This window comes from Shimazuella alba (assembly GCF_009831235.1).
Taxonomy (GTDB): Bacteria; Bacillota; Bacilli; order Thermoactinomycetales; family Thermoactinomycetaceae; genus Shimazuella; species Shimazuella alba.
Genome location: NZ_WUUL01000001.1, coordinates 182,371 through 195,496 on the forward strand (window position 1 = coordinate 182,371; position 13,126 = coordinate 195,496).

General features: G+C 40.1%; 10 protein-coding genes and 1 pseudogene. All 11 read left to right on the forward strand.

Annotation, left to right across the window (positions count from 1 at the left end):
- Positions 1–227: 227 nt before the first annotated feature.
- Positions 228–2,030, forward strand: a complete 1,803-nt coding sequence (locus GSM42_RS00870; RefSeq protein WP_160799670.1) for a reverse transcriptase/maturase family protein — start codon at positions 228–230, stop codon at positions 2,028–2,030.
- A gap of 107 nt (positions 2,031–2,137) precedes the next feature.
- Positions 2,138–4,612 (forward strand): annotated as a pseudogene (gene mutS, locus GSM42_RS00875) (DNA mismatch repair protein MutS); the annotation flags it as partial.
- Between the two features lie 11 nt (positions 4,613–4,623).
- On the forward strand, positions 4,624–6,459 hold the full coding sequence (gene mutL / locus GSM42_RS00880) for a DNA mismatch repair endonuclease MutL (RefSeq protein ID WP_160799362.1): 1,836 nt from the start codon (positions 4,624–4,626) through the stop codon (positions 6,457–6,459).
- A 2-nt stretch (positions 6,460–6,461) separates the two neighbouring features.
- The gene (locus GSM42_RS00885; protein WP_160799363.1) at positions 6,462–7,235 is read left to right on the forward strand and encodes a class I SAM-dependent methyltransferase; all 774 of its coding nucleotides are present in this window, start codon (positions 6,462–6,464) and stop codon (positions 7,233–7,235) included.
- Positions 7,232–8,161, forward strand: a complete 930-nt coding sequence (gene miaA, locus GSM42_RS00890) for a tRNA (adenosine(37)-N6)-dimethylallyltransferase MiaA (RefSeq protein WP_160799364.1) — start codon at positions 7,232–7,234, stop codon at positions 8,159–8,161. The genes GSM42_RS00885 and miaA overlap by 4 nt, the downstream gene beginning before the upstream one ends.
- 33 nt (positions 8,162–8,194) lie before the next feature.
- A complete protein-coding gene (gene hfq, locus GSM42_RS00895) occupies positions 8,195–8,446 on the forward strand; it encodes an RNA chaperone Hfq (protein WP_160799365.1) in 252 nt (83 codons plus the stop codon).
- A gap of 96 nt (positions 8,447–8,542) precedes the next feature.
- On the forward strand, positions 8,543–9,484 hold the full coding sequence (locus tag GSM42_RS00900) for an AAA family ATPase (protein ID WP_160799366.1): 942 nt from the start codon (positions 8,543–8,545) through the stop codon (positions 9,482–9,484).
- A 47-nt stretch (positions 9,485–9,531) separates the two neighbouring features.
- Positions 9,532–10,767 (forward strand): methionine gamma-lyase family protein, encoded by a 1,236-nt coding sequence (locus GSM42_RS00905; RefSeq protein ID WP_160799367.1) that lies wholly within the window; start codon positions 9,532–9,534, stop codon positions 10,765–10,767.
- Positions 10,768–10,777: 10 nt separating this feature from the next.
- A complete protein-coding gene (locus GSM42_RS00910) occupies positions 10,778–11,272 on the forward strand; it encodes a DUF456 domain-containing protein (RefSeq protein ID WP_160799368.1) in 495 nt (164 codons plus the stop codon).
- A gap of 107 nt (positions 11,273–11,379) precedes the next feature.
- Positions 11,380–11,763: a MerR family transcriptional regulator gene (locus GSM42_RS00915; RefSeq protein ID WP_160799369.1), complete on the forward strand. Its 384-nt coding sequence runs from the start codon at positions 11,380–11,382 to the stop codon at positions 11,761–11,763.
- A gap of 24 nt (positions 11,764–11,787) precedes the next feature.
- A complete protein-coding gene (glnA, locus tag GSM42_RS00920; RefSeq protein ID WP_160799370.1) occupies positions 11,788–13,125 on the forward strand; it encodes a type I glutamate--ammonia ligase in 1,338 nt (445 codons plus the stop codon).
- The last annotated feature ends 1 nt before the right edge of the window (position 13,126 follow it).

The following is a 13,126-nucleotide window of genomic DNA, read 5'->3' on the forward strand; positions in this document are numbered from 1 at the left end:
AAGGCGAACGTTCCATCCGAAACTGCAACACAGCTTGTCATTAGATGTCTAAACGGGGATCACCTAAGTTGGAACGTCAGCGAAGCTGGCTATGATGCAAAAGGCATTTGAATATCCAATATGGTGACGGAGTCCTCGTAGTAGTCAGAGCTAGGGAGAGCCTAGTACATGGCGAAGGAGGGCAGCTTACCTCGTTTAATACGAATTGGGAAGGAGCGAGAGGCTCTATGAGAAATCCTGAGATGGTATTAAACAGTCTAGCTTCAAAGTCAAAAGATGAGGGATACAAATTCCAGAGATTATACAGAAACTTTTATAACAAAGAGTTCTTCCTACTCGCTTATAGCAAGCTGGCACCAAAAGAAGGAAATATGACCGAAGGTGTAGATGGAAGAACAATTGACGGAATGAGTATGAAGAGAATAAACACTCTCATCGAGAAGCTCAAGGACCAGATTTATCAGCCAAAACCCGTTAGAAGAGTTTTTATCCCGAAAGCAAATGGCAAACAAAGACCTCTAGGAATACCATCATTCGAGGACAAACTCGTCCAAGAAGTTTGCCGCATATTGTTGGAAGCCATCTATGAAGGAAGTTTCTCAGACAGCTCACATGGGTTTAGACCTAGTAAAAGCTGTCATACAGCTCTTATGCAAGTCCAAAGAAACTTCACAGGGGTTAGATGGTTCATAGAAGGAGACATAGAGTGCTTCTTCGACAATATTAATCATCACAAGTTGGTGGAAATTCTCAGAATGAGAATTGAGGATGAAAAGTTTATAAATCTAATCTGGAAATTCCTTCGGGCTGGATATATGGAAAACTGGAAATTTCACTCCACATACAGCGGAACCCCACAAGGGGGGATCATCAGCTCTATTTTAGCGAACATCTACTTAGATCAGCTAGATAAATACATTCTTGGTATCAAATCTAGATTTGACAAAGGGGCTAGAAGGAAAACCAATCCAGAATACAAAAGACTGGAATATCAGATTGGAAAACTTCAGAAACAAATGAGAGAACATATACCCGAGGAGACGAAAAAGTCTATTTCGGAGCGAATAGCTAAACTGAAAGATGAGATAAGAAAGGTATCCTATGTTGATCCGCTTGATGAAAACTTTAAGAAGCTCTTCTATGTAAGATACGCCAATGACTTCATCATTGGGGTTATAGGAAGCAAAGAAGAAGCCAAACAGATCAAAGCCGAGGTTGCTAATTTCACTAGTGAACGTCTGAGTCTCACGCTTTCGGAAGAAAAAACTCTTATTACTCACTCATCCGAACCAGCAAGATTTCTAGGCTATGACATCGTCATAACCAGAGATGAACATATAACAAGGGATAAAAATGGGGTTAAGAAACGTTCTGGTAACATGAAGTGCAAACTTTATGTACCTAAGGAAAAATGGCTGAATAAGTTACTCCAGTTGGATGTCTTAAAGATTGATGACAAAGGAGAATGGCATTCTTTACACCGCTCCAGACTAGTCACTCTAGAAGACATAGAGATACTTAACATATACAACGCCGAAATAAGAGGCTTATACAATTACTATAAGCTGGCAAACAATGCGAGTGTCCTGAGCAAATTCTTCTACATCATGGAATACAGTATGTACAAAACTTTTGCCAACAAATACAGAACTTCGGTTTCAAAGATCCTTTATAAGTACAAGAAGGATAGAAAGTTTACAGTTGAATACGATGTGAAGAGTGGGAAGAAATTTGCAACGCTCTATCATAAAGGATTCAAACGAGACCCTAAGGTTCTAACAGGTAAAATAGATATACTGCCCAACGAGTTACCATACACGGGTCGGACGAGTCTAATGCAAACACTCGAAAAAGAGAAATGCGAATGGTGTGGTGCGATTAATGTTCCTCTAGAGGGGCATCACGTTAGAAAGCTCAAAGACCTGAAAGGAAAAGCCCGTTGGGAACAACATATGATTGCGAGAAGAAGGAAGACAATGGTACTGTGTGAAGCCTGTCATGATAGGCTTCATGTAGGGAAGCTGGATTAAGGGGTAAGTGGAGAGCCGTATACACTGAGAGGTGTACGTACGGTTCGGGGAGGGGTTCTTGGAAACCTGCCGCTGTAAGGCGGTAAGGCGCTGGGTTCCTACTCTACTTTGAAGATGCTGAAAAAGCTTCTAAAATCTTAGAAATAACTTTAACTGCTCGAGATGGAGGAGCGAGTGAAAAAATCCCAATGTGTGGAGTGCCCTTCCACTCTGCAGCAGCCTATATAGAAAAGTTAGTATCAGGCGGGCACCGGGTGGCGATCTGTGAACAGGTTGAAAATCCGAAGCATGCAAAAGGGGTCGTTCGACGTGAAGTAGTACGTGTTATTACTCCAGGCACAGTAATGGAAGAGAATATGCTTTCTGCAACAGAAAATCATTTTCTAACAGCGTTGTACAAAAAAGACGATACATATGGAATCGCTGCAATTGATCTATCTACAGGAGAATGTTTCGTTAGTGAATTGCAACAAAACTTAGTAAATGTACTTGATGAGATAGCTACTTTTGAACCAAAAGAATTAGTTGTATCCACAAGTCTGATTCATAATTCAATTTTGCAATCAGAATGCAAACGTTTAGGGATTGTAGTGAGCGAATTTGATGGCAACGGACAAGATGTTAATTCCTTGATCGAACAGTTTCCAGAGGTCCATGTTATCTGTACAACAGAAGTTTTAATGGAAACGTTGCATTATGCTTATCAATACCTTTTACAAACACAAAAAAGATCCCTAGGACATTTGAAAAGATTGCGACGGTATTATGCCAATTCCTATATGCTGCTGGATGAAGTTGCTCGGAGAAATTTAGAATTAACACGATCTCTTCAGAGTGAAAAACGAGCAGGATCTTTGTTATCCCACTTGGACCATACCGCCACTGCTATGGGTAGTCGGATGTTAAAGCAATGGTTGGACAAGCCACTCCTGTCCAGAGAACAAATTATAAACCGTCAAGATATTGTGTCCCAGTTTATCGATGAGATGATTTTATTAGAGGAGTTAACGGATCATTTAAAGCGTGTTTATGATTTAGAGCGATTAGCAGCAAGGGTTTCTTTTGGATCTGCATCTCCAAGGGATCTGTTTCAATTGAGAAAATCTTTAGAGGAGATACCTGTTATTAAAGAAAAATTAGGTTCTTTTTCTTCACCCATTTTAAAGCAATTAGCAATGAATTTAGATGTTTGTCAGGAAATCCAATCTCTTATTGCTGCTGCGATCGTAGATGATCCTCCCATCTCGTTAAAAGAGGGGGGAATTATCCGGGAAGGATTTCAAGCAGAATTAGATAAACTTCGCGATATTCAACAAAATGGGAAAGGATGGATCGCAAAATTAGAAGAGCAAGAACGGAAAAGAACTGGGATCAAGTCGCTCAAAGTAGGGTATAATCGGATCTTTGGATACTATCTGGAAGTAACCAAATCCAACCTTCATCTAGTTCCTGCAGAAGGTTATATTCGCAAACAAACCTTGGCAAATGCGGAAAGATATATCACAACAGAGTTAAAAGAGCAAGAACAGTTGATCTTACATGCTAATGAACGCTCACTTGAGTTGGAGATGGAAACATTAAAACAAGTGCGTCAGACGATTGCAAAAGAAGTATTACGGCTCCAGAAATTAGCTGCAAAAATAGCTGAGATAGATGTGCTCCATTCTTATGCCACTATTTCTATTCGCTATCAGTATGTACGTCCCATTATTTCAGAGGATAATCGATTATATGTGCAAAAAGGTCGGCATCCAGTGGTGGAAGCAGCGCAGTATGAAAATTATGTAGCAAACGATGTTCACCTTGATTGTGATCAGCGACAAGTTTTATTGATTACAGGTCCCAATATGGCAGGAAAAAGTACCTATATGAGACAAGTTGCCCTGATTGCAATCATGGCGCAAATTGGCTGTTTTGTTCCTGCTGAGAAAGCGGAGATTGGTCTTATTGATCGGATCTTTACCAGAATCGGAGCTTCTGATGACTTAGCACGAGGTCATAGCACTTTTATGGTAGAGATGATGGAGACCTGTGAAGCGTTGCGAGAAGCTACCTCAAAAAGCCTTATTTTACTAGACGAAGTTGGACGTGGTACTTCTACTTATGATGGAATGGCCTTAGCTCACTCGATTGTGGAATATGTTCATCATGAGATTGGGGCGAAAACTCTATTTTCTACACACTATCATGAACTAGTGAAATTGGAAGCAGAACTTCCTAAATTAACAAATGTTCATGCAAAATGTGTGGAGAAGGATGGGAAAGTTGTATTTTTACATCGGATTGTTTCGGGAGGAGCAGATCGAAGTTATGGGATACATGTTGCAGAATTAGCTGGGTTACCTGTTCCTGTGATAAATCGTGCTAAAGAAATTCTGACTCATCTAGAAGAATCCAGATCTCCAGAAGTAGCAGTTGCAAAAGAAGAAGAACCACTTAATTTGTTTTCATTTTTGCCTGAAGTCAGTCCTGTAGAAGAAGAAATAGCAAAAGAGATTCAATCTTGGAACCTAATGGAGCATACACCGATGGAGTCCTTACAGTTCTTACAAACATTGCAGCAAAAACTAAAGTCGAAGTAGGAGGGATAGAATTGGCTACTATTCAAATCCTAAGTGATCATCTGGCAAATCAGATTGCAGCAGGAGAAGTAGTAGAACGCCCTGCTTCTGTAGTGAAAGAACTTGTGGAAAATGCGATCGATGCTCATGCAACAAAGATAGAAGTAGTTTTGATCGAAGGAGGTATTACCTCCATCCGCATATCGGATAACGGTGTGGGTATGAGTTTCGAAGATGCGAAACTCGCATTTGAACGTCATGCCACTAGTAAGATTCGTAGTGAGCGAGACTTAACAACCATACGTACATTAGGATTTCGAGGAGAGGCCCTTCCAAGTATCGCTTCGGTGGCACGAGTGGAGTTGGTCACTTCATCGGATGATTTAACCCTTGCTACAACTATTCAAATCGATGGTGGAACGAAACAGGAAGCTACTACTACTTCTAGAGTGAGAGGAACAGATGTAATAGTTCGTGATTTGTTTTATAATACACCAGCACGACTAAAATATTTAAAAACCATTAGCACAGAAATAAGTCATGTGGCAGATGTAATAGGTAGATTAGCATTAGCACATCCTACTATTTCTTTTCATCTTCAACATCAAGGGAGAGAATTGTTTCGAAGTACAGGGGATGGAAAGCTACTTCATGCTATACTCGCTTTATATGGGAAACAAGTAGCATCTCAGATGGTAAAGATAAAAGCAGAAGATAGTGATTTTAAGTTGTCTGGCTATATCGGCAAACCAGAGTTGACCCGCGCTAGTCGAAAAGCCATCACCATTTTACTAAATGGACGTTATGTTCGAAGTATCCCACTAACCAACACGATATTAGCTGCTTATGGTACATTACTTCCTGCGGGGCGGTATCCCATTGGAGTAATACAAATCGAGATGGATCCAAAATTAGTAGATGTGAATGTTCATCCTGCCAAATTGGAAGTAAGGCTTAGCAAAGAAAAGGAACTTGCTCAGTTGATTACAAACGCGATCAAAGCTGCTTTTCAACAAAAAACGTTGATTCCATTAGCTTCACAACCAAAGCAAGAGCTTTTCCCGCCAAAATCAAAAGTAGAACAATTGGAACTAACGAACGAACAAACCTATCCATTTGTGGAAGAAAAGAAGTCTCCTCCTGTTATTAGAGAGACTAAAGCTGTTCCTTTCATAGAAAAAGAAGAAGTAGTCCGTCATGAAACTTCTGGAACAACTCGATCAGAGATATCTCCAGACATACCCTTAAAAACAGAACCTAGAAGAGAAAGTAATACAACTCGTATGCCTCTTCCTGAGCTTTTACCATTAGCCCAAGTACATGGGACATATATTGTTGCCCAATCACCAGATGGATTGTATCTGATTGATCAGCATGCTGCCCAGGAGAGAGTCTATTATGAACAATTTTTAGCAAAGATGAAAAAAGAAGATCATCATGTTCAGCCTTTGTTAATTCCTTTAACAGTGGAGTGTACATCCAGTGACGCGCTTCTGTTAGAAAATTATATGGAAACTCTCAAAGCTTGGGGATTAGAACTGGAACCATTTGGAGGTAACACTTTTTTATTACGCAGCTATCCTGATTGGTTTCCTTCTGTTGATGTCCAACCTGTATTGTCAGAGATAATGGAATGGCTTCGGTCTCACGGACGAGTAAACACCACTGAACTGCGAGATGCTTCAGCAAAATTAATGGCTTGTAAGGCTGCGATCAAGGCAAATCGTCATCTTCGTGTGGATGAGATGGAAGCTTTGATCGAGGATCTAGAAAAATGTGAAACCCCTTATACATGTCCGCATGGTCGTCCAATCCTAGTTCATTTTTCTACCTATGAACTGGAAAAAATGTTTAAGCGGGTGATGTAAAAATGATTATGGTTACTACTTCCCATGATCCTTCTTCTAAGGAGATCGAACAAGCAACGTGCATAGCAGCTACTTTATCCGTACCTTATATAGAACGAGATAGAGCCAGTCTAGATAAACTGTACAAGCAGTATGATATAGATGGCGTACTCATCGTCTCGAAAAAGGGCTTGCGTTACGAAAGTAGTGGAAATCCATCTTTCTTCTTTCACCCAAATTTATCTGTTGTTCGTTTGAAACAGTGGTCAAAAGGCGAAAATGATGCTATGGTACGTACAGCGAACCTATTAGAGGGCGACCATGTCCTAGATTGTACTCTTGGTATGGGAGCAGACGCTATTGTTTCATCTTTTGTTACGGGAGACAGCGGTAAAGTTGTTGGGCTTGAGAGTGAACCTGTTTTGGCGTGTATGGTTTCAGAGGGATTGAAAAATTATTGCAGCGGTAGACCAGCCATCGACGAAGCGATGAGAAGAATTGAAGTTGTAAATGATAATTATCGATCCTATTTGAAACAATGCGAAAGCAATTCATTTGATGTTGTGGTATTTGATCCAATGTTTCGCAAGACCGTTTATCATTCGAAAGCGATGCAGATGTTAAAACCTTTGGCTAATCCCACTGCCGTAGATCAAGAATCTGTCAAACATGCTACACGCGTTGCTCGGAGACGTGTATTGTTAAAAGAGCGGAAAAATAGTAGTGAATTTGCAAGACTTGGATTCACTGTCATTCATCAATCTTCTAGTTATGCATGGGGGGTTATTGACCCATGAAGCCTGACTTATTGGTTATTGTTGGTCCAACTGGTGTTGGAAAGACAGCTCTTAGTTTGCAATTAGCAGAAGATTTTTGTGGAGAAATTATCTCAGGGGATTCTATGCAGGTATATAGAGGGATGGATATAGGGACAGCAAAAGCGAGTGAAGAAGAACAAGCAAAAATTCCTCACCATCTAATTGATCTGTTAGATCCTAATGAGTCATTTTCTGTTCAGCAATATCAACACCTTGCTCGAGAAAAAATAAGAAAAATCCAATCCCATCATCATCTTCCTATGCTAGTTGGAGGGACAGGACTTTATATAGAGTCGGTTGTTCATGAGTATAAAATGCCTCATGTAACAGAAAATCCTTCCATTCGCCAGGAGCTAACAGAATTGGCAATGGTACATGGTAATAAGTATTTGCATCAAAAGCTCCAACAAGTAGATGAGAAAACTGCTAGTAAACTACATCCTAACGATCTGCGACGAATTATTCGTGCTCTGGAAGTTTTTCAATTAACAGGTAAACCTTTATCAGAGCAACAACAACGCAGTGAATCTCCCTTTCGTGTGTTATGGATTGGATTAAATATGCCACGTCCTAAGTTATACGAGCAGATCAATCAACGTGTGGATCAGATGATTGAAAAAGGATTAGAAGAAGAAGTAAGGGAACTGCTTGCAACAGAGCAATTTGAGCAGCATACTGCATCTCAAGCGATTGGTTACAAAGAAATGATTCAGTACATAAAAGGTAATATTTCTTTTGATGATGCAGTGCTTGCGATCAAACAAGGGACTCGTAGATATGCGAAAAGACAGCTTTCTTGGTTCCGTCGCATACCGGAGATTCATTGGTTTGATAAAACAGAAGCACATGCGATGATAGAAATTAACCATTTAGTAGCAGGAAAGTTCCCATCTTACAGAGAATAGGTATCAGATAAGATGATATAGGAGGTACCACATTTGAAACAGTCTATAAATATTCAAGATACATTTCTAAATCAAATCAGAAAAGAATCCGTACCTGTAACTATTTTTTTAGTTAATGGATTTCAACTCCGCGGTTTGATACGTGGATTTGATAATTTTACAATCGTTATTGATAGTGACGGTAAGCAACAAATGGTATATAAACATGCAATATCAACGTTTACCCCTGCTAGACCAGTTTCGCTCATGTCAGCAGATGAAGTGAAAGAAGAGCAAAATGCATAGTGCATAAAAAAAGCCCATCAAGGGCTTTTTTCTTTTCACCTTTCCTAGGCTACTGCGTATAGTGGAGGAGTAGCCAGAGGAGAGAGGGGTAAGAGGATGGGGAGTAGAAAGGTATTACTTGAAGAGACGAAAAGACGCATTCAAATCGTGTTCGAGCGGGAAGCAGAACCAACTCCAGTTAATTGGGAAATGGAACATCAAACTTTGACAAAATGCTTTCAGTCCCTTAGACACTTAGTTGGTTTGGCAGAGATAAAGTCATTTATTGAGGAAATATATGCTTGGTTAGAGATAGGGAAAAAACGTCGCAATGCAGGGTTGATTGCAGAGCAACAAGTTTTGCATATGGTGTTTACCGGAAATCCAGGTACAGGGAAAACAACAGTTGCAAGGATCATTGGAGAATTATTCCATGAGATGGGTGTAATAAACAGAGGACATGTTATTGAGGTAGAGCGTGCTGATTTAGTAGGGGAATATATTGGTCATACAGCTCAAAAGACGAGAGAACATGTGAAGCAGGCATTGGGCGGGATATTGTTTATTGATGAAGCATATTCACTTTCCAGAGGTGGAGAAAAAGATTTTGGCAAAGAAGCGATAGATACACTAGTTAAATCAATGGAGGATCATAAGAATGAATTTGTGTTAATTCTTGCGGGTTACTCGAGTGAGATGGAGACTTTTATTCGTTCCAATCCAGGACTATCCTCCCGTTTCCCGATACAGCTTCGATTTCCAGATTTCTCTGTATCTGAATTATTGGATATTGCGGAACTTATGGTAAAGGATAGACAGTATGTTTTTTCTGCAACAGCAAAAGAAAAAATCCGGCAAGCATTGCAGCGGGAAGTAGAGAGAAAGAACTATATGTTTGGAAACGCAAGATTTATAAGAAATTTAGTGGAACAATCCATTCGTCACCATGCAGTGAGATTGTTGAAGAAAAAGGAGGCAGACTTGCAAAGTTTGATGACAATCCTACCAGAAGATATCAATTTTGAATCAACTAGTCGTAAAAATAATTCTTCATGGTAGAATAGAGTTGTATCATATAAGAATTTATGTAGAAGAGTTGGTTGTGTATGTCTGATTTAATAAGGCTACGTACAAGTAAAACAAACATTTCTCCTATCATTCAACAAATTGAAGATAGGGTTGAAATGCATCAAGCTAGGTTGCTAGCTGCTTATCAAAAGTATGGTGTCAGTGAATCTCATCTGCGTTCCTCGACTGGATATGGTTATGATGATATAGGTAGAGAGACGTTAGAGCGGATTGTTGCTGATTTATTTGGAGGTGAATTAGCTCTCGTTCGTCCGAATATCGTATCAGGAACTCATGCAATAGCAGCTTGTCTATATGGGATACTTCGTCCAGATGATGAATGGATAGCTTTAACAGGGAGACCATATGATACATTATTTGAGATTATTGGTTCTCCTCATGATGGGACAGGCTCTTTGGCTGACTTGGGTATCCATTACCATGAAATTGGTTTAACTAACAAAAACGAAGTCGACTGGTTGGCTTTTCAACAAAGATTAAGTAAAAAAACCAAGTTAGTAGCCATTCAACGTTCCAGAGGTTACTCAAATCGGCCCTCTTTTACCATTGCAGAGATCGAATCCATGATCGAACGCATTCGCAAGATCTTACCAAATGTTATCGTCTTTGTGGATAACTGTTATGGAGAATTCGTAGAAGATAAAGAGCCTCTCCACGTTGGTGCGGATCTCATAGCTGGCTCGCTAATAAAAAATCTCGGTGGCGGACTTGCGAAATCTGGAGGTTACATAGTTGGACGAAAATCATTGGTAGGATTAGCAGCGGCACGTTTGGTAGCGCCTGGTATCGGTCTGGAAGGCGGGGCAACACATGGATATTTGGCAGATTACTACCAAGGTCTATTTTTAGCACCTCATGTGGTAGGAGAAGCTCTAAAAGGAATGGTTTTTGCATCTGCTTTGTTTGAAGAAGAGGGATATATCGTTTCACCTAGTTATAAGGATAAACGAACCGATATCATTCAACAGATTCAACTGGGAACTGCTGAGAAACTAATTACTTTTTGCCAAGCGATTCAAGCAGCTTCGCCAATTGATGCACATGTACGTCCAGAACCTTCCCCAATGCCAGGATACAAAGATCCTGTAATCATGGCAGCAGGGACTTTTGTGCAAGGTGCAAGTATTGAATTATCTGCAGACGGGCCACTGCGTGAACCATATACGGTCTATTTGCAAGGTGGTTTGACCTATGCTCATGTGAAGGTTGCACTAAAACAAGCATTGAAAGCAATGAAATCAACTAGAGAATAGGAGATGTATAATGGAATCTTTTGATGCAATATGGTGGGTAGTTATTGTTGGTTTGTTTTTATTGGCATATGCAGGTCTTTTTCTCCCGGCATTGCCTGATGTCCCGTTTTTATTTGCTGGATTTTTAGTTTACCACTTTTTGATTGACGATTATTCACTAGGTTGGGTGTTTTGGTCTATAACGATAGTTGCAACTATCGTACTGTTTTTAATCGATTATCTTGCTGGAGGATATGCTGCTCAAAAAGCTGGTGGTTCGAAATGGGATATACCTGCGGCGGCAATTGGGGTAATCTTATTTATGTGGATTCCAGCAGTTGGTTTCTTAATTGGACCAATCATTATGGTATTTCTTGTCGAATTATTTTTGATGAGAAGAACTCCAAACCAAGCCATCCGCATTTCGATTACCACACTGATTGGATTTTTAGGTGGAATCGTTGTGAAGTTTTTCTTGATGAGCGCAATGATTATCTGGTTTTTGGTGCTGGTTTTCTTCTTTTAAAACGCCTTCTGGCGTTTTATTTTTGTTGAGTGATGTCAGCTTTATTGACATGAATTTGACAGCGAAGATAACATCACCATATAATGTTTCTCGAAGGAGGCGTTAGCGTGAATGATGATATCCGACGAAACATGTCGCTGTTTCCGATAAGCATCGTAAGTAAATTAACCGAATTAACCGCGCGCCAAATTCGTTATTATGAAAAGCATGGTCTGGTAAGTCCAGCTCGAACCGAAGGCAACCAACGTCTCTTTTCTTTCCATGATGTCGATATGCTTCTCAAGATCAAAATGCAACTAGAAAAAGGATATAACTTGACTAGTATTAAGAATATGATTTTACCTAAGGAGCAGGATAAAAGGAAAGAGAAGAAGACAAAAGAGCTTTCCGATGCAGAGTTGCGTCGCATGTTACATAGGGAATTGTTCTCTGGCGACAAACATAAGACACCGCTTACACAAGGAGAGTTATCTCGATTCTTCCGCCCATAACATTTTGAAGGGAGCCGTTTTTACATGGCCAAGCAACTAACGAAGGACGATATTTTACGAATTGCGTCAGAAGAGAATGTACAGTACATCCGACTACAATTTACTGATTTGTTAGGTACCATTAAAAATGTTGAAATTCCGCTTAGCCAACTAGAGAAGGCACTTGATAACAAAATGATGTTTGATGGTTCCTCCATTGAAGGCTTCGTTCGTATTGAAGAATCAGATATGTACTTATATCCTGATTATAATTCTTGGGTTATTTACCCTTGGGCATCTGACAATGGTAAAATCGCTGGATTAACTTGCGATATTTACAAAGCAGATGGTACTCCATTTGAAGGAGACCCACGAGGTATCTTGAAAAGAGTGATGGAAGAAGCAAAAGAACTTGGATTCACTTCTTTCAATGTTGGTCCAGAACCAGAATTTTTCTTGTTCAAAACTGATGAAAAAGGTCAACCTACACTTGATTTGAATGACCAAGGTGGTTACTTTGACCTTGCACCACTTGATCTTGGAGAAAACTGTCGTCGAGATATCGTGTTGACATTGGAACAAATGGGCTTTGAAATCGAAGCATCACACCATGAAGTTGCTCCAGGGCAACATGAAATCGACTTTAAATATGGGGATGCTGTTACAACAGCTGACAACATCCAAATCTTTAAATTAGTAGTAAAAAATGTTGCGCGTAAATATGGTTTGCATGCGACATTTATGCCAAAACCACTATTTGGTGTAAACGGTTCTGGTATGCACTGTCACCAATCTCTATTCAAAGGAAGCGAAAATGCTTTTTATGATGAAAGTGATGAGCTAGGTTTAAGTGAAACAGCAAGACACTATTTAGCGGGTATCTTGACACATGCTCGTAACTTCACCGCGATCACCAACCCATTGGTGAACTCTTACAAACGACTTGTACCTGGGTATGAAGCGCCATGCTATGTGGCTTGGTCTCCTAAAAACCGTAGTCCATTAGTACGTGTACCAGCTTCTAGAGGACTCAGCACACGTATCGAAGTGCGCAGTCCAGATCCAGCTGCAAACCCATATTTAGCATTAGCTGTAATGCTTAAAGCTGGTTTAGATGGTATCAAAAATAAACTTGCTCTTGTTCCTCATACTGACCGCAATATTTATGTCATGGATGAGTCTGAGCGTAAAGATGCTGGTATTGAAGACTTGCCTGCTAACATATTTGATGCAGTTGAAGCCTTGCAAAGTGACCCAGTTATTTGTGAAGCACTAGGGGAGCATGCAGTTGCTCACTTCGTCGAAGCAAAACGCATTGAATGGGATCTGTTCCGTACGACCGTTCACGACTGGGAACGCGATCAATACATGTCACTGTACTAAT

What these genes read in the sequence shown, in the direction of transcription:
- GSM42_RS00870 (WP_160799670.1), top strand. Translation starts at nt 228, where the DNA reads ATGAGAAATCCTGAGATGGTATTAAACAGTCTAGCTTCAAAGTCAAAA.
- GSM42_RS00885 (WP_160799363.1), top strand. Translation starts at nt 6,462, where the DNA reads ATGATTATGGTTACTACTTCCCATGATCCTTCTTCTAAGGAGATCGAA.
- miaA (WP_160799364.1), top strand. Translation starts at nt 7,232, where the DNA reads ATGAAGCCTGACTTATTGGTTATTGTTGGTCCAACTGGTGTTGGAAAG.
- GSM42_RS00900 (WP_160799366.1), top strand. Translation starts at nt 8,543, where the DNA reads ATGGGGAGTAGAAAGGTATTACTTGAAGAGACGAAAAGACGCATTCAA.
- GSM42_RS00905 (WP_160799367.1), top strand. Translation starts at nt 9,532, where the DNA reads ATGTCTGATTTAATAAGGCTACGTACAAGTAAAACAAACATTTCTCCT.
- GSM42_RS00910 (WP_160799368.1), top strand. Translation starts at nt 10,778, where the DNA reads ATGGAATCTTTTGATGCAATATGGTGGGTAGTTATTGTTGGTTTGTTT.
- glnA (WP_160799370.1), top strand. Translation starts at nt 11,788, where the DNA reads ATGGCCAAGCAACTAACGAAGGACGATATTTTACGAATTGCGTCAGAA.